Below are 17,214 nucleotides of genomic sequence, written 5' to 3'. Positions count from 1 at the left end.
TTGTAAATATCAAGTATAATGATTTTAAAATCATTTGAACTTTATTCGCTAATTTAAGTTCTTGATACCTGAAACTGAAAATAAACTTTGAACTGATTTTTATGAAATATATAATTGTTTTGGGTGATGGAATGGCCGACGAGCCATTGGCTGCTTATGGTGGAAAAACTCCGCTTCAGATGGCCGAAAAACCTGTGATTGACAGTCTGGCTAAAAAGGGTAGGACAGGACTCCTAAAAACGGTTCCCGAAGATATGCACCCCGGAAGTGAGATTGCCAATATGTCGGTTTTGGGTTACGATGTGCAGAAGGTTTTTGAAGGTCGCGGCGTGCTTGAAGCTGCCAGTATGGGCGTAACTCTGGACGAAAACGATCTTGCCCTGCGCTGTAATTTGCTTACCATCGAAAATGAAAATATAAAAAATCATTCTGCCGGACACATTTCAAATGCGGAAGCCTACGAGTTGATTGATTACCTGAATAAAAATTTGGGTAACGAACTGATCAGGTTTTACCCTGGTGTTTCGTACCGTCATTTGCTGGTTATAAAAGGTGGGAAAAAGTACGTGAATTGCACCCCGCCTCACGATGTTCCTGGAAAACCTTTCCGTCCTTGTTTAATTGAAGCCGAGAATGAAGAGTCTGCGGCCACTGCCAAATTGTTGAATTACCTGATCTTACGCTCACAGGCTTTGCTGGCCGAACATCCGGTCAACCTGAAGCGCAGGGCAGCAGGAAAAGAAGTTGCCAATAGCATTTGGCCCTGGTCTCCGGGCTACAGGCCTCAAATGCCAACTTTGAAAGAGCTGTTTGGCATTGAAAAATCGGCGGTTATTTCAGCAGTTGATCTGATTCAGGGAATTGGCGTTTATGCCGGAATGGATGTGATTAAGGTGGAAGGCGCTACCGGTTTGTACGATACCAACTACGAAGGGAAAGCAAAGGCAACAATCGATGCCTTGAAAGATCACGATCTTGTTTATTTGCACGTTGAAGCCAGCGATGAAGCCGGGCACGAAGGTGATGTGGAATTGAAAACAAAAACCATAAGCTATTTAGATTCACGGATTGTAAAATACCTAGTTGAGCAAACCGAAAAAATGGATGAACCAGTTACTATTGCTGTTCTACCTGATCACCCAACGCCTTGCGCAACAAAAATTCACACGCGCGCAGCTGTTCCTTTTATTATTTATAAACCTGGCGAAAGCCCTGATAACGCTCAGTTTTACGATGAATTTGAGGTCGCAAAAGGCTCTTACGGTATCTTAAAAGGAGATCAGTTTATGAAAGCGCTATTAACTAAAATTATCAATTAGCTAATAATTTTTTAATGTTGAAGATCATTGGTTTCAACCTCTATTTTTAACTTTAGCACCTAAATTTGAACTTCTGAAATGAAATATTTTAGCACCAATAAAACTGTACCTTCAGTATCGCTAATGGAGGCAGTTACCAAAGGATTGGCAAGCGATAATGGGTTGTTCATGCCCGAACGGATCGAAGAATTTCATCCTGAATTTTTCAGACGCATACATAAGCTGAGCTTTCAGGAAATTTCGTTCGAAGTTGCCAAAAAATTCTTTGGAGAAGATGTTCCGGAAAATATACTGAAAGAGATTGTTGAGGATACCCTTAATTTTGACTGCCCGATTGTAAAAGTTAGCGATTCGTTGTATTCTCTTGAACTGTTTCATGGGCCAACCCTGGCCTTTAAAGATGTTGGCGGTCGGTTTATGGCTCGTTTGCTTCGATATTTCCTTCAGGGATTCCAGAAAGAAGTGAATGTATTGGTTGCTACTTCAGGAGATACCGGTAGTGCGGTTGCCAATGGTTTTTATGATGTTCCGGGGATTAAAGTATACGTGTTGTATCCTAAGGGATTGGTGAGCGACATTCAGGAAAAGCAGTTTACTACTTTGGGTAAGAATATTACCGCCCTCGAAATTGATGGGACTTTTGATGATTGCCAGCGTTTGGTAAAGTTGGCCTTTCTCGATCAAACGTTGAATGACAAAATGGTACTTACTTCAGCCAATTCAATCAATGTGGCGCGGTTCCTTCCACAGGCTTTTTACTATTTCAACGCCTATGCCCGTTTACGCGAGGCAGGAATTGACGGAGAGGTGGTGTTCTCGGTACCAAGTGGCAATTTTGGAAACCTGACTGCCGGATTGTTTGCCAAATTTATGGGATTGCCTGTTAGCCGCTTTATCGCAGCAAATAACGAAAACGACATTGTGTATAAATACCTGAGGTCCGGGAAATATGAACCTAAGTCATCGGTTTCAACCATTGCCAATGCAATGGATGTGGGTGCCCCAAGTAATTTTGCCCGAATACTGGAATTGTATAACCATTCGCATCAGGAAATTTCGAACGACATGGTTGGGTACCGATATTCAGACAAGGAAATTCGCGAAACGATGAAGATGGTTTATGAGAAAGAAAACTACATGCTCGATCCTCATGGTGCGGTTGGTTATCGTGCATTGAAGGCCGATTTAAAAGCGGGTGAAGTTGGTGTTTTTCTTGAAACAGCCCATCCGGCGAAGTTCACCGAAACGGTTGAAAGTGTTTTAGGTAAAGGAACAGTTGTGCTTCCGGAGAAATTAGCTGCATTTATGAAAGGCGAAAAGCTTTCGATTAATTTGAATACTGAATTTGCTAATTTTAAACAATTTCTACTCCAAAAATAAGGATTGATGTCTGGGAAAAGCCGTTTGTGATTGTTTCGCAAACGGCTTTTCTTTTTTATTTGGTCGGTGCAGATTGTTATATTTGTGAAGAGGAATTTCTGACTATACCACAAACCAAACAACCTATACTTTATGAAGACTTTTCAACGATTATGTATCGCCCTTCTCCTGATTTTTTCATTTGCTAAATTTTCTGCAGCACAAAAGTCGATGTCGGATGTGCCTGTTTTTGGAGCACAGATTTTTATCGAACCGGGCCAAACTCCGGAAGATATTGATACCTGGTTTCGGATGCTGAAAGAAAACGGCATGAAAACCACTCGTATCCGTATGTTCGAATCGTACATGCACAAACCAGACGAAACCTGGGATTTCAGCTTGTTTGATTTGGCATTTAAGGCCGCCGATAAATATGGTATTCAGATCTATTGTACCATTTTCCCTTATACCGAAAAAACTGATATTGGTGGATTCAAGTTTCCGCGCGACGAAGCACACTTGCAATCAATCGCCCTATTTATTGAAAAGTTGGTAACACATTTCAGTCCGTATAAAAGCATGTATGGCTGGGTTTTAATTAACGAACCTGGCGTTTCTGGAAATATTCCATGGACCGATTTTACAAAAGCCAAATATCAGGAATGGTTGCAGAAAAATCCACAAAGCGAGTTTGTTGCGAACGGCTATCCTATTTTGGTGGAGCTTACCGATCAGCGCTTTTTGCTCGATTACAATACCTGGTTTTTAAACTGGATTGCCACCGAAATTAAGAAGTGGGATACCAAACACGTGTTGCATGTCAATAATCATGCGATGTTTCAGAACTGTGCTGAGTACAATTTTCCTGAATGGAGGAAGTTTCTGACTACTTTGGGTGGTTCGGCTCATGCAAGCTGGCATTTTGGATATTTCAAGCGAGAACAATATGCAATGGCCATGTCGGCCAATAGCGAAATTGTTCGCTCTGGCGCAGGAGAATTACCATGGATCATGACTGAAATACAAGGAGGAAACAATACCTACAGCGGAATGGCGCCTTTTTGCCCGACAAAAAATGAGATCGCCCAATGGATGTGGGTTACCATCGGAACTCAAGGCAAAGGTGGTATATTTTGGTCGCTAAATCCACGTTCATCGGGTATTGAAGCAGGGGAGTGGGCCATGCTCGATTTTCAGGATCAGCCATCTGACCGGTTACTTGCCGCTGCCGAAGTTTTGAAAGTAATTGACTCCAAACCAGAACTGTTTGCTAATGCACGTGAAGTAGAATCTGGAATCAACATTTTGTATGTACGGCAGTCGCTTTGGGCTGAGAAGAAAATGGCATCGCCTTCGGTGCAAAATTACGAAGGCCGTTTGGTTGGCGGAGTCATGAAATCGGCCTTAGGCTATTTCGAAACGCTTTCGGAATTGGGCATCAATTGCAGCCTGAAAGAATTCGGTGAGTTTGATTTCACGAAGGATGATTATTCTGGTTCTACAATTATTCTAGCGCACCAGATTTCCATTCCAACCGAATATGCTCCGAAATTGGAAGCTTTTGTTTCGAAAGGTGGAAAACTGATCGTTGACGGATTGACTGGTTTTTTTGACGATAACCTGCATAACACCATGAAGACTGGTTTCCCATTTGCCAAATTGCTGGGTGGAAACATCAGTGAATTCAAGGCTGTTGATAACCTGTTTGATGTAAAAATAAATGAGCTCACTTTGCCCGCTCACCTTTGGAGAGGTTTTATCCGGAATACATCCGGAAAAGTAATCTCGACTGTTGATGGCGAACCAGTGGCTACCCGAAACCAATTTGAAAAGGGCGAAACCTTATGGATCCCGTCGCTGCTTGGTTTGGGCGCGCGATTGGGAGGAAACGAACAATTGGCTCTATTCCTGGCTCAGGAACTGAAGCCTAATTTCAATAATGTGCCCTATTTTTTTGCATCGCAGCAAAAAGACATATTAATGAAAACACTTCAGTCGGGCAATGCTCTGATTACAGTTGTAGTTAATAAATCGGCTGATTTGAGGCGGGTTGATTTGAAAATAACTGATAAGAGTAAAAAGCCAGTTATCTTGTTTGCCGACAAAAAAGGAACTGTGTCCGGACAAACTATTTCAATTTCGTCGGAAGAGACTTTGGTTGTTGAGTGGAAGTAATCAAGATAATCACAGATTTTAAGTTGAACCCGAATTTATGAGTCATTTTCAGGAGCAGGATGTTATTCAATTGTGCATCGAAAGGCTGACCAGCATTCACGGTTCGTCGGTTCGGTTGAAGGACTCCCGATCAGTTGGGGGCGGATGTATTAATCATGCTGTGAAAATAAGCACATCGGTGGGCGATTTTTTCCTGAAGTGGAATGCTTCGGCTCATGCGGATATGTTCCTTAAAGAAGCTGCTGGCCTGAACGAAATGAGTTTAGCAGGTTCTTCACTGCTAATTCCGAAAGTAATATGGAGTAAGGATGTTGGTGACTTTCCGGGATTACTGTTGATGGAATATTTGCAACCTGCAGCCAATCTTTCCGGGCAAGATGAGCGGTTGGGTCGGGGAATCGCTCAGCTTCACCGAAAAACAGCCTCTGCATTTGGCTTTCATCATGCTAATTATTGTGGAACAACCCTTCAGGATAATACATGGACTGATAACTGGCCTGAATTTTATACACAACGTCGGATTTGGAGCTTGGTTGAAAAGATCAGGAAATCAAGGGGAATGTCGTTGGAAGAGCTAAAAATCTACGAAAAGCTGGTTTCCCGAATACCATCATTACTGCCTCATCAAACGGAGCCATCGCTCATTCACGGCGATTTGTGGTCGGGAAATTACATGTACACGGCAAATGGCCCGGCATTGATTGATCCTGCGTGTTATTATGCCGACCGTGAAATGGAACTGGGAATGATGAAGCTGTTTGGCGGATTTTCTTTGCATGTTTGGAAAGCTTATCAGGAAGAATTTCCGCTTCCGGAGGGTTGGCAGCAAAGAATCCGGTTATACCAGCTTTATCATGTTCTGAACCATTACCTGTTGTTTGGTGTTTCGTATGGACAACTGGCGCTGGAAATAGCCAGGGAATACACCTAAAAACCGGAATGCAATGGTAAAAACTATTGGTTATATCATCTTTGGAATCTCAATGTTGCTGTGGCTTATGATTCCGGTGATCCCATTTCTGGGATTTTCAGTTGGAAAAGCTGCCGGAATAACCACAGGTCTGATTATCGCCGGAGAGATCACCTTTTATCTCAGTATTTTCCTGATTGGCAAGGAATTCCTGGTTAAAATCAAAAATAAATTCAAACGAAAAAAGGATGTTCCACCCGAAATTGACCATGTCGATTGATTTGCGTTTAAACTTCGGCCTTCTGACTTCAGTCTTCGGTCTTACTACAACTCGACAAGCTTGTTTTTGATGGCATAAACCACCAGTTGTGCGGTATTTTTACTTTCGCTTTTTTCGAGAATGTTGGCGCGGTGTTTATCGACCGTACGCTTGCTGATGAAGAGTTTATCGCCAATTTCCTGATTGGATAATCCCTGACAAATCAGGATCAGAATTTCCATTTCGCGCTCCGAAAGTTCAGCATGAACTTCTTTGCTTCTTGATGACGATTTCAGGCTGGCAACCAGGTTTTGAAGCAGTTCTGAAGAGAAGAACGATCCACCTTCGAAAACCACGTCAAGCGCGGTTTTTACCTCTTTAATGTCTGAGTTTTTCAGAACAAAACCTTTCACACCGGCGTTGACCATTTTGTAGTAATAATCTTCTTCGCCATACATCGACAAGGTGATGATTTTGATGTCGGGATACAACTTTTGTGCAATGGTGGCCGCCTCAATTCCATCCATTACGGGCATGTTGATGTCGAGCAAAACCAAATCTGGCAAGTCTTTTTCAAGCAGTTCTATAAATTGTTTGCCGTTGGCGGCCTCCGCAACTACCTGATAGTCTTCAAGTGTGTTCAATAAGATTCGCAACCCATTTCTAAAAAGGGTATGATCGTCGACGATAATTACTTTTCGTTTTGTTGGTTTACTCGTCATGCATCAGTACTTTAATGGTTACCAAAGTTCCTTTTTTGTTTTCACTTTCTATGTTTATTTCACCCTTCAGCGAATTAATACGCGAATAAATATTTGAAAAACCCATTCCGCTTCCGCCCTGTTGTTCAATTATTTTGCTCACATCAAAACCTTTGCCGTCATCGCTGTAAATGATGGTGATATAATCGTTGTCAGTAATTGTCAAAGATATGTTAATCTTTTTTGCATGTGCATGTTTGATTGTATTGTTTATCAATTCGCAGATTACGCGATACAAAACGACCTCCACGCTGGCATCAAACCGTTCATCTTTTAACTCTGTAATTAGGTTGATCCGGATGATTTTTGTGATATTGATTTTGTTGGCGAAGTTGTTGAGCGCCCGCACCAAGCCGAAGTTGTTCAGGATATGCGGACTCAGGTTGTCGGAGATTTCTTTCAGACTTTTGATGGCTTCGTTAATGACCAGTTCTGTATTCTCAACAATTTCGCGCGAGGCTTCGTCGTGTTTCATTTGTGCCAGCGACGAAACCGACATTTTTACGCTCGAAAGTAGCGGTCCAAGCCCGTCGTGCAGGTCTTTGGCGAAACGTTTCCTCTCTTTTTCTTCGGTTTGAATGATGGTATTCAGAAACATTTTTTCAGTCAGCCGCCGTGAATCTTCAGTTCGTTTCATGTACTTGAAAATCTTCTGAATCATAAAAACCCCAATGGCAAAAGCCAGCGAAGTGATTACGCCTCCCCAGACAAAAATTTCGCGGTAATCCTGAGGTTTAATGTCGCTGATGTAAGGTAAAAACTCGACCAGGCGCATAATGGCCATCAGGATAAAACCCAGGGTGAGCAGCATCCACGAAAAATTGTATTTGGTTACCCGTGTTAGTTTGAGGGCAACTGCAACCGCAAAAAATTGCAGGATAATGGCTATAACGAACAATATTTTCAGGATCATATGCTGTCGATTTTGTTGCAAACAAAGTTACAAGGTAATGTGATCTTTTGAAGCTGAGAAGGAAGTTTAATTTAATCTGCTATCTTGATTTTTCAACATGTGCCGATCGTAGCATCATTAGTGAGGTATAGAAAACAACAACGCAAACAATCCACTTCAAGGTAATCAACGGCAACGATTTAACTACGTAAGCTGCAAGAAATACACCTACAATTCCTGCAACTGTAAGGGCAATGGCCGTTTTTCTGTCGTAAGCATTTTCTTTAATAAACCTTGAACTTCCGGCTACCATCAGCATGGCTGTTGAAGTCATCATGATTGGGAAGGCGGTTAATGGATGCATACCCAAGCCGTATGTCATTGCCATACAAGGTGCATAAAATCCAATACCAATGCTTTGCAGGGCACCAAAAATAAAACTCATCACGATAATGAAGGCCAGTTTCCATCCCGATAAGCCAATGGCTTCACCACCTACCGGTAACCAATTTAGAAGTCCTGCCAGTATAATTGTTGCAACAACTAAAAGACCAAAGCCCATTCCTTCCTGAATTTTTCGGCGTGGCATCCGTGAAACAATTCCTGCTCCCAGAACAGCCCCAACAGGCGCAGCAGTTGATACCGATACGAGAGTAACCGGGTCAACGTGAACAGAAGTCATAAAAATAAAGGCTTGAACAACTGTAGGTAAGGTATTTCCTACATTCATCGTTCCAGGCATAAGCCGATCGTCAACCAACTTGAAAAGTTTAAATAGTGCCGTTTGTTGTGCAAAGCTACCGATGCCTAATGTGTCAAGGAAATTGGTGATAAAGCCGATTCCAAGTAGTCCGGTGGCAGGTTTGCTCGAAAGCGATTTGCGATTCTTGTATACGTCTTTGAAATAGAAAAAGCTAAAGAAACTGGTTAACAAACCAAGAATGGATTGCAATAGGATTCCCATGTTTTGTCTGTAAAGTTGAAACCTAAAACTACGAAAGAACCAGATGGTATGCAAATCGGGTCAACGAACCCGGAAAGATTCGTGATCGTTACATTTTGGTAAAAAATGTCGTGAAAACAGTACGAAAATGTAGGATATTTTTCAGGCCAATAAGTTTAATATACAAGATTTTAATGATTTTTCATTTGGATTGTTTGCCTGATTCCAGGATTGAAATTCTGGATGAGCTCACTAAGTCATTTAAAAAAAAGGTTGTAAATTGTTGCCCAAAGGCTTGTCTCCCCTGAATCAGAAAGGGGAGGAAATAGAAATCAAGTTTGTTTAAAAGCGATTAAAAAGTTAAGGATTTCATCTTTTTACAAATGAAATCCTTAACCTGAATAATCCTGTATTGCAGCTACAAGGCTGATTTCTAATTGTTGCTGATTTCTCTCACTTCAACTGAAGTTCCTTTTCCTGCCAAAATAGGGCAGTCTTTGGCGAGTTCGGCTGCTTCGTCGAGTGAGGAGGCAAGAATCAGAATGTAGCCCAAAATGGATTCGTTATTCGCAGGTATTGATTCTACCGAAATTTCGCCGTTGCTGCGAATAATTTTCCCTTCCGGGGCCAAATGATTTCCTCCTTCGGCCAAGTGATTTTGGTCAACCAAATCGTTAATCCAGTCCATCCAACGGTTGTTTCGCTCGCGGGTTTCTGCCGCTGAAACTCTTGCAATATCCTTATAATTGGCTCTGAACAGTAAAATGAATTCTTTCATGACGATCGATTTAGCGCGTTTGACTTCGATGAATTTCTTTATTTCTTCTTTTTATCCAGGATCTTTTCAATTTCATCCATCACTTTATTCATAGCAGCTGTCGTTTTCTCAAACGGTTCAGAAGTGGTCATGTCAACACCCGCATTTTTCAAAATTTCGATGGGATAGTCAGAACCTCCGGCAGACAGAAATTTCATGTAATTTTTCAGTGCATTCTGATCGCCACTCATCACTTTTTCGGCCAGCGATATAGATGCAGTGAAAGATGTACTGTATTGATAAACATAAAATGTACGGTAGAAATGAGGGATGTAAGCCCATTCCATACTGATGTAGTCATCTACCTTGCAAATGCCCTGGTCGTTGCCATAATATTTGTCGGTAATGTCTTTGTAAATTTTGCTGAAGGTATCTCCGGTCAGTGGTTTGCCTTGCTCGGCCACTTCGTGAATTTTGAGTTCGAATTCAGCAAATTGGGTCTGGCGAAACAGCGTTCCTTTAAAATTGTCGAGCCAACTCATCAGTAGCGAAAGTTTCACATCGTCGTCTTTTACAGTACCAATCATGTAGTTGAAAAGCAGCACTTCGTTGAACGTAGAAGCAACTTCTGCAACAAAAGTTTCATATCGGGCGAGTGGATAGGGTTGGGTTTTGTTTGAAAAATAGCTGTGCATGGTATGTCCAAGTTCGTGAGCTACCGTACTGACATCGTTGTAGAAGTTGTTGTAATTGAGTAAAATATAGGGATGCCCATCGTACGACGATCCATTTGAATATGCTCCGGTGCGTTTTCCCGGAGTAGGATAAACATCGATCCAACGTTCATCGATCGCTTTTTTTACAGTTGCCACATACTCGGCGCCCATCGGTTTAAGCGCTTCCAAAATGATTTTGGTGGCATCTTCGTAACTGTATTTCAGATCCACGTCTTTCACTACCGGTGCATATAAATCAAGGTATTTCAGGGTGTCAACACCCATCATCCGTTTTTTGATATTCAGATAGCGGTGAAACGCAGGCAGACTCTTATTGACATTGGTAATGAGCGATTGATACACTTCAACCGGAATATTGTTGGGATAAAGCGAAGCCTCCAGTGAAGAACTGTAGTGCCTTGCCCTGAACCGGAACAGATCGGCATTGACTTTCCCATTCAGTGTCTCGCCAAACGTAGCTTTAAATTTTGCATAATTGTCCCAATAAGCTTTAAATGCAATTTCACGATCATTCCGGTTGGCCGATCCCCTTAATTTGTTGTATTCCGAGCTGGTAAGTTTAACTTTTTCGCCGTTCGACAAAGTGACTTCCGGACTGGGCATTTCGGCATCAGAAAAAGTGCCAAAAACCGATTCGGGAACTCCTGAAATCGTACGCGAAAGTGCCATGATGCGCTCTTCAGGCTCGCTTAAGGTATGTTTTTTAGTGCGAAACATGTCTTCCAACCCTTTGCGGTAAACCTCTAGTTTGGGTTCTTGTTTGATAAACCCATCGATTTTTTCCCAGTCGGCGGTTAAAATTTCAGGCTCGATAAATGCAGCTTTAGCTCCGAATTTTGAAAACAATTGCTGTAACTCCTGTTTCATCCCGGTATATTTCATGTTTCGGGTATCGAGGTCTGAATTCATACTAACATAACTGTATAATTTCGAAGCTTCTTTGGAAATTGAAGTATTGAATTCGAGTGCCTGAAGCAGATTTCCGGATGATTGGGTTAGCGTACCTTTAAACTTTTCAACTTGGTCCAGTTGGGTTGTTATATCGCTAAACGCGGTTCGCCAGGCTTCGTCTGAGGGAAACAGGTCAGCTAAATTCCATTTGTATTTTTCCGGTATTTCCTCGCGGTTTTTCTGGCCATAACCATTCGTTGTGGCAACCAATGTCAAAACAATCAATGTAGCCAGGTGCGATTTAAGTTTAAATAATTTCATAGCAAAAGTTTTTTTTTATTTCGTACTGCAATTGGTATTCAATTACAGTATTGCATTACAAGCCTCTGTTCGATGTATTCTGAAAAACATAAAGGGTAATTTCAATCTATTCACACTGTAAGATTCCTTTGAAAGTAGTTCGGTAATATTTTTTGATGAGTCCTTTATTTAGTTAAGGATTTGGGGTAGTTTACTGCAAGAGCACTTATTTTCTTTTGCCAAAGATTTTTTGTTCTTCATCGAGGGCAATGTTGTGCGCTTCGGAGTTCGAATAATCCTGATCGCGCAGATTGCATTCTATGATCTCATGAAATAAATTTTTTCTCCTTTTTTCTTCGGAAAGCGTTTCAAGCAGATAAATATCCCAGCCGTCCTTTCCTCCGGTGGACTCAAAATATTCAGCTTCTTCACGGCTTTCATTTTGTTGGTGTTCTGCCAACGTTAGCAAAAAGAGCAAAAAACTGCTTCCGTTGTACGAAAATTCGTGGCCATTTTCCCATTTGATGTTATCTATGGTCAATAAAACTTCATCAACCTTTATTTCTGGTTTATTGATATGTTTCAGATTTGTCATGGGTATGGAAAAGTGCGATTACATTCAAATTCATAACGAAGTTCATAGCTATTTCTTGCTTTGAAAGTGGAAAATTACAACAAATTTTAGAAAAGTAGACCGATCTTGATTTTGTTTGTCGACTGATTTTTAGGTTTGCTTTGGTTTTAAGTTTAGGAGATACATCCGTAGCGACATATAATTATGTGTTATGGCCACAACGACAGCTAGTTATTCAATTCCCTTGTCCCATTCCCAACGCGAAATGCCACCCCAATTCACATAACGTTTATATCCTGCTTTTTTTAGTTTTTTCGATACAATTTGTGCGTTGGCTCCTACGGTGCAATAAATAATCAAATACTGGTTCTTCGAAATTTCATTTAATCGGTTCATTACATCTCCTGCCGGAAAGGATTTCGCAGTTGGAATATGACCGCTGGCAAAAGCTTTTTCAGAACGAACATCAATAATCCATATCGAATCGACCGGGTTGTCAGTGAGCTTTCTCAACTCCGATGGCTCAATGTACTTTTTCAATACTTTGCCCTGAGGCCCTGCTTTCCCCACATATACGGATTGTCCGGAAGCAACCTGAATCAGAAAAGTCAGGAATACCAAAGAAATCAATGCAAACTTTGAAATTTGTTTTTTATGGTGTGGCGTGTTCATTTTAACCTCCTTTCAACTCTCTTTACGATCCATCTTTTTGATGATTTTATCAGTTACTGAAGTTGACGGATTTGCTTAATTAAAAAGCGTAATCACCCATTGTCCGGGCTCATTAATCTGAATATCGAAAATGACATCCGTATTCGATGATCGAAATGAATTTAAAGTACTGTATGACACTTTACAGTTGAATGGGAATTGGACATTGTCAAATCCTTGATCCTGTCCTAAGTTGATAAGTGTTCCACTGCTTTCGGTAAATAATAAACCGGTTAACGATCGGTTATTACCACCATTCTGCATAAAGGAAAACACAACTCGGTTTCCCGTTTTTATCTTCTGAACAGTGTACCGCTGCAGATTTTGCTTTTGAGAGACCAGATAAGCTGCCGGGACGATTTTTTTAACCAATTTGTCTTCTTTCCACATTCCCATATAGGTGGAATCCTTACCCAGAAATTTGAACGTAAATTTACCGTTGCCACTCCTCATTCCTTCTTTGAAATCGCCTATGTAAACATCGCCATTTGCATAATGATAAGTTCCATTACCCTGAGGCAAACCATCTTTAAACTTCCCTTCGTATTTGTCGGTTCCAACGGCAGTACCATTGCCATTGGCCAGGCCTTTTTTGCATTCTCCGGAATAACTTGTAGCTATTTCCGGTTTTAGAACTTTACAGTTTCCTGGCTGGGAATAGGAAAAATGAATTACGGAAATCGTTAATAAAAGGGTAGGTAATAGGTGTTTTGGTTTCATAGTTTTTTGATTTTGAGTTTCTAAAGTTACCACCTTTCCCGATATGTTCATCACTCCAAAATCCCATCTTCACCAATACTTTTCAACAAATGTTCAACTAGTAAACTTAAGCGGCTTTCAGTTCCGCAGATATGCTTACTTTTAACTCATCAATGCCACAAAAGCGCAATGGCATCAGGTTTTTATAATTTATGTTTCTCTGTGTTCTCTGTGGTAAAATAATAGAAAAATGTCGCAACTCAAAGTATATAAAGCTTCTGCCGGTTCCGGGAAAACCTTCCGGCTGGCCATCGAATACATGAAACTGGCGCTCACCAACGAGTCGAGCTACCGGCACATTCTAGCGGTAACCTTTACCAACAAAGCCACTGCCGAAATGAAATCGCGCATCATCGGCGAATTATACCATCTGGCGAAAGGCAAACATTCTGTTTATATGGATGTGCTGACCAAAGAATTGGGTTGGCACCCCATGCAGGTAGAGCGGCAGTCAAAGCTGGTTTTGAAACGTATTTTGCACGATTATTCGCGCTTTTCAATTAGCACCATCGATAGCTTTTTTCAGCGCGTCATCAAGGCTTTCAACCGAGAATTGGGTATCAATGCGGCTTACAATGTGGAATTGGACGAAAAGAGCATTCTGGAAGAAGCCGCCGACCGCATGATTCAATCGGTGGAAGACGACCCGAAGTTGTTGGAATGGCTCGACGCGTTTGCCTCCGACAAAATCAGGGAGGGCAAAGGCTGGAACCTCAAAAAAGACATTTTGCGCCTCGGAAACGAGATTTACAACGAAACTTTTAAGTCGCTGAACGACAATTTGTACGAAAAACTGAACGACCGCGCTTTTCTGAAAGATTACCGTGGCAAACTCAGCAAAATAATCGTTCTGTACGAAACCCGAATAAAATCGATTGGTCAGGAAGGATTGAATATTCTGGCGATGGAAGGCTTGTCGACTGACGATTTCAAAGGAAAGGGAAGTGGCCCGGCCGCCAGTTTTCAGAAGATGAAAGACTTTAAATTTGAACCCTCGAATACGGTACTTCGGGCAGCAACCGACACTTCGGGCTGGGTAACTGCCACGGTGAAAGAACCCATGAAATCGCAATTGTTGTTGGTGGCCGAAACCAAACTGATGCCCAAATTGCAGGAGGCTGTTCGCCTGATCGAGACTGAAAAGAGAAAATACATCACCGCCAAACTCATCGTCAATCAGTTGTACACACTGGGCATTCTGGTCGATTTGCGTAAGTCGGTCAAGGAGTTGTGCCGCGAAAAAGGTATTGTGCTGATTTCCGATTCAGGACATTTGCTTAAAGATGTGATTGCCGACTCCGAAACGCCATTTGTGTACGAAAAAACAGGTTCGGTCTATTCGCATTTTATGATCGACGAGTTTCAGGATACTTCGGGTTTACAGTGGAATAATTTCCGTCCGCTAATCAGCAATTCCTTGTCGGAAGGTAATCTGGGAATGGTGGTGGGCGATGTGAAGCAAGCCATTTACCGCTGGCGCAGCGGCGACTGGCGTTTGTTGGCAGGCAAGCTGGGCGAAAGTTTTCCGGTTTTTGGTCTTCAGAATGAAGTGTTGAGCAGTAACTGGCGGAGCCACGGCAAAGTGATTCGCTTCAACAATACAATTTTTAGGTTGGTTCCCGAATTGCTTCAGCAGCACATCGAAGGTGAACTTGCAGAAGCTGAGATTGCCGGAAATCCGGTCGGGATAACCATTCCTGAAGTGTATGCCGACAGTGTTCAGGAGGTTTCGAACAAAGAGGTCGCCGAATTGGGACAGGTTCGGGTGCGGTTTCTGGAATCAAAAAAAGAACTGGCCGACGGGAATGAAAAGCTGATTCTTTCTGAATTGGTCGAATCCATCAAATCTCTTCAGGATAAAGGCGTAAAGGCGATTGAAATGGCCATTCTGGTTCGCCAGAAAAAGGAAGCCCGCCTGATTGCCGACCTGTTTTTAGAACAAAAAAGCCTTCCGGAGAACCGGAATTATAACTTTGATATTCTTTCCGGAGAATCATTATACATCAACAATTCGGAGGTTATTAGCCTGATTATTTCCATTCTGACGTCATTCCTGAATCCGGATGACCAGGTGGTGAAAGCGCAGTTGAATTATTTGTATTACCGGAAGATTGTTCCGAGGCTGAAAGGGCCGATAGCTGAGGGCAAAGGGCAGAGGGAGACCGAAGACGGAAGTCCGGAGACCGAAGACCGGAAAAGTAGCTTTGGGCAAGGGGCAAGGGGCATGGTTCAAACGGAGAATGAAGATTGGAGTCAGTTGTTCGAAGCAACGCTGCCAGAGCGCGAAGCAGTCGAAGGGAGATTGCAGACTTGGGACCGGAGACCGGAGACCGAAGATGGAAGTCAGAAGCCAGAAGATCAAAATCTGTCAGATCAAGCAGACGGCCTAGATCCGAAGGCTAACCCACAACCTGCAACCCGTAACCCGCAACCTGATTTTTTGGACTTCGAACTCCAAACTCCGAAATCCGAACTTACTTTGTCTGATTATATCGCCAGTAAATCGTTTGAGGAATTGGTGGCAGGAAAACCTATTCTGGAAATCATTTACAGCATTTGCGAGAAATTTGATTTGTTTAGTCTGGCCGATGAACTGGCTTATTTGCAGGCTTTTGTCGATCAGATTTCGGTGTTCGAGCGCAATCATGCTTCGGAACTCACGAGCTTCCTGAATTGGTGGGACGAAAACGGCGAGCGGTTTACCATCCCAATTTCGGACAGCATTGACGCCATTAATGTGCTAACCATCCACAAGTCGAAAGGACTTGAATTTACCCATGTTTTTGTGCCATTTTTCGATTGGTCTGTTCACCCGCATTCGTCACCCGAAATGGCCCCACTGCTTTGGTGTCAGCCCGATGTTGAGCCTTTTAATGAGATGGAGCTGGTTCCGGTGCGATTTAAATTGGATGTTGGTAAATCGATTTTTTATCGTGAATATTTTGCTGAGAAATTTAATACTTACATCGATAACCTGAATCTGATGTATGTGGTGTTTACGCGCGCCAAGGCGGGTTTATACATTTGGGCATCGTTCTCGGGCAAGCTCACTACGGTGGGCGATTTGCTGAAACTTGCTGTTGAAAAGCAAGGTAGTTTGGGTTCTTGCGGATTAAAAGCTGAGGAGTCGGTTCTGTTTGAAGCTTCCTATGATCCTGAAAAATTAGTGGTTGAGATTGGCGAGTATTCGGTATCGAAAGAGAAGAAAAAGGAAGAGCCAAGAATGAAAGATGTGCGGCTGTCGGCTTTCGAATTTGCTGATTTCAGACAGTTTTTGAACATCAGGAAGCGGGGCGAAGATTTTTTTAGCAGTGAAAACAAAAAACAAAGCGGTATAAATAAAGGAAAGCTGATACACGAGATTTTATCGCTGATTGAAACAACCGGCGATTTGCAAAGGGCCGTAAAACGAATCGAAACGGAAGGAAAAATTGGATCGAACGAAGCCGAAAAAATAATTATCGAGTTGAATGAATTGCTCAGCGATCCGGAGGTAAAATCGTGGTTCGACGGTACTTTTAGTGTAGTGAACGAACGAAGTATTTTAACTGGATCGAATGGTGTTAAGCGACCTGACCGGATCATGATTGGAAATGATAGGGTAATAGTGGTCGATTATAAATCGGGAGAAGTGGAATCGGATAACTACAAATACCAGTTGCGAACCTACATTCGTGAATTGAAAAACTGTGGTTTCGAAAATGTTTCAGGATATATTTGGTACACGAAAACAAATAAAAGGGTGGTGGTATAGGTCAAATTAATTCTACTTTGACACATTCGAAAAATCTGGCTGTTTTTACCCTGAACCCTAAAGGGAACAGCCAGATTTTTCTCCTGGCTCCCTCTAGGGCAGGGGTAAAACAG

The 17,214-nt window shown here is 42.1% G+C and carries 14 protein-coding genes; 6 read left to right on the top strand and 8 right to left on the bottom strand.

The window, feature by feature from the left end:
- Window positions 1-101: 101 nt before the first annotated feature.
- The 5 genes from AQPE_RS02695 to AQPE_RS02675 all read left to right on the top strand — a co-directional run bounded on the left by AQPE_RS02695 (window position 102) and on the right by AQPE_RS02675 (window position 6,043).
- Window positions 102-1,319, top strand: coding sequence for a cofactor-independent phosphoglycerate mutase (locus AQPE_RS02695; protein ID WP_318349507.1), 1,218 nt, complete (start codon window positions 102-104; stop codon window positions 1,317-1,319).
- Between the two features lie 78 nt (window positions 1,320-1,397).
- Window positions 1,398-2,699, top strand: coding sequence for a threonine synthase (gene thrC / locus AQPE_RS02690; protein ID WP_318349506.1), 1,302 nt, complete (start codon window positions 1,398-1,400; stop codon window positions 2,697-2,699).
- Between the two features lie 132 nt (window positions 2,700-2,831).
- Complete coding sequence (locus AQPE_RS02685; protein WP_318349505.1) at window positions 2,832-4,853, top strand: beta-galactosidase trimerization domain-containing protein; 2,022 nt, start codon at window positions 2,832-2,834, stop codon at window positions 4,851-4,853.
- 37 nt (window positions 4,854-4,890) lie between these two features.
- Entirely contained in the window at window positions 4,891-5,784 is an 894-nt protein-coding gene (locus AQPE_RS02680; protein WP_318349504.1) for a fructosamine kinase family protein, read from the top strand.
- A 13-nt stretch (window positions 5,785-5,797) separates the two neighbouring features.
- Window positions 5,798-6,043 (top strand): transporter suffix domain-containing protein, encoded by a 246-nt coding sequence (locus AQPE_RS02675; protein WP_318349503.1) that lies wholly within the window; start codon window positions 5,798-5,800, stop codon window positions 6,041-6,043.
- Between the two features lie 44 nt (window positions 6,044-6,087).
- Here AQPE_RS02675 and AQPE_RS02670 read toward each other — a convergent pair whose 3' ends face one another.
- The 8 genes from AQPE_RS02670 to AQPE_RS02635 all read right to left on the bottom strand — a co-directional run bounded on the left by AQPE_RS02670 (window position 6,088) and on the right by AQPE_RS02635 (window position 13,308).
- Entirely contained in the window at window positions 6,088-6,744 is a 657-nt protein-coding gene (locus AQPE_RS02670; protein WP_318349502.1) for a response regulator transcription factor, read from the bottom strand.
- Window positions 6,734-7,696, bottom strand: coding sequence for a sensor histidine kinase (locus AQPE_RS02665; RefSeq protein WP_318349501.1), 963 nt, complete (start codon window positions 7,694-7,696; stop codon window positions 6,734-6,736). The genes AQPE_RS02670 and AQPE_RS02665 overlap by 11 nt, the downstream gene beginning before the upstream one ends.
- A 79-nt stretch (window positions 7,697-7,775) precedes the next feature.
- Window positions 7,776-8,639, bottom strand: coding sequence for an anion permease (locus tag AQPE_RS02660; RefSeq protein WP_318349500.1), 864 nt, complete (start codon window positions 8,637-8,639; stop codon window positions 7,776-7,778).
- A gap of 412 nt (window positions 8,640-9,051) precedes the next feature.
- Complete coding sequence (locus tag AQPE_RS02655) at window positions 9,052-9,396, bottom strand: YciI family protein (RefSeq protein ID WP_318349499.1); 345 nt, start codon at window positions 9,394-9,396, stop codon at window positions 9,052-9,054.
- Between the two features lie 38 nt (window positions 9,397-9,434).
- Entirely contained in the window at window positions 9,435-11,324 is a 1,890-nt protein-coding gene (pepF, locus tag AQPE_RS02650) for an oligoendopeptidase F (protein ID WP_318349498.1), read from the bottom strand.
- Between the two features lie 205 nt (window positions 11,325-11,529).
- Window positions 11,530-11,898, bottom strand: coding sequence for a hypothetical protein (locus AQPE_RS02645; protein ID WP_318349497.1), 369 nt, complete (start codon window positions 11,896-11,898; stop codon window positions 11,530-11,532).
- Between the two features lie 210 nt (window positions 11,899-12,108).
- The gene (locus AQPE_RS02640; protein WP_318349496.1) at window positions 12,109-12,549 is read right to left on the bottom strand and encodes a rhodanese-like domain-containing protein; all 441 of its coding nucleotides are present in this window, start codon (window positions 12,547-12,549) and stop codon (window positions 12,109-12,111) included.
- A gap of 75 nt (window positions 12,550-12,624) precedes the next feature.
- Window positions 12,625-13,308, bottom strand: a complete 684-nt coding sequence (locus tag AQPE_RS02635; RefSeq protein WP_318349495.1) for an MORN repeat-containing protein — start codon at window positions 13,306-13,308, stop codon at window positions 12,625-12,627.
- Between the two features lie 229 nt (window positions 13,309-13,537).
- Between AQPE_RS02635 and AQPE_RS02630 the strand changes: the two genes are divergently transcribed.
- On the top strand, window positions 13,538-17,101 hold the full coding sequence (locus AQPE_RS02630) for a UvrD-helicase domain-containing protein (protein ID WP_318349494.1): 3,564 nt from the start codon (window positions 13,538-13,540) through the stop codon (window positions 17,099-17,101).
- Window positions 17,102-17,214: the final 113 nt, after the last annotated feature.

Source organism: Aquipluma nitroreducens (genome assembly GCF_009689585.1).
GTDB lineage: Bacteria > Bacteroidota > Bacteroidia > Bacteroidales > Prolixibacteraceae > Aquipluma > Aquipluma nitroreducens.
The sequence above is the reverse complement of the archived record's forward strand: the minus strand, read 5'-3'. Positions and strand labels throughout refer to the sequence as shown.

Bases quoted from the DNA above. Each gene is read 5' to 3' on its own strand.
- AQPE_RS02695 (WP_318349507.1), top strand. From the start codon at position 102: ATGAAATATATAATTGTTTTGGGTGATGGAATGGCCGACGAGCCATTG.
- AQPE_RS02640 (WP_318349496.1), bottom strand. From the start codon at position 12,549: ATGAACACGCCACACCATAAAAAACAAATTTCAAAGTTTGCATTGATT.
- AQPE_RS02670 (WP_318349502.1), bottom strand. From the start codon at position 6,744: ATGACGAGTAAACCAACAAAACGAAAAGTAATTATCGTCGACGATCAT.
- pepF (WP_318349498.1), bottom strand. From the start codon at position 11,324: ATGAAATTATTTAAACTTAAATCGCACCTGGCTACATTGATTGTTTTG.
- thrC (WP_318349506.1), top strand. From the start codon at position 1,398: ATGAAATATTTTAGCACCAATAAAACTGTACCTTCAGTATCGCTAATG.
- AQPE_RS02660 (WP_318349500.1), bottom strand. From the start codon at position 8,639: ATGGGAATCCTATTGCAATCCATTCTTGGTTTGTTAACCAGTTTCTTT.
- AQPE_RS02665 (WP_318349501.1), bottom strand. From the start codon at position 7,696: ATGATCCTGAAAATATTGTTCGTTATAGCCATTATCCTGCAATTTTTT.
- AQPE_RS02675 (WP_318349503.1), top strand. From the start codon at position 5,798: ATGGTAAAAACTATTGGTTATATCATCTTTGGAATCTCAATGTTGCTG.
- AQPE_RS02655 (WP_318349499.1), bottom strand. From the start codon at position 9,396: ATGAAAGAATTCATTTTACTGTTCAGAGCCAATTATAAGGATATTGCA.
- AQPE_RS02635 (WP_318349495.1), bottom strand. From the start codon at position 13,308: ATGAAACCAAAACACCTATTACCTACCCTTTTATTAACGATTTCCGTA.
- AQPE_RS02645 (WP_318349497.1), bottom strand. From the start codon at position 11,898: ATGACAAATCTGAAACATATCAATAAACCAGAAATAAAGGTTGATGAA.
- AQPE_RS02630 (WP_318349494.1), top strand. From the start codon at position 13,538: ATGTCGCAACTCAAAGTATATAAAGCTTCTGCCGGTTCCGGGAAAACC.
- AQPE_RS02685 (WP_318349505.1), top strand. From the start codon at position 2,832: ATGAAGACTTTTCAACGATTATGTATCGCCCTTCTCCTGATTTTTTCA.
- AQPE_RS02680 (WP_318349504.1), top strand. From the start codon at position 4,891: ATGAGTCATTTTCAGGAGCAGGATGTTATTCAATTGTGCATCGAAAGG.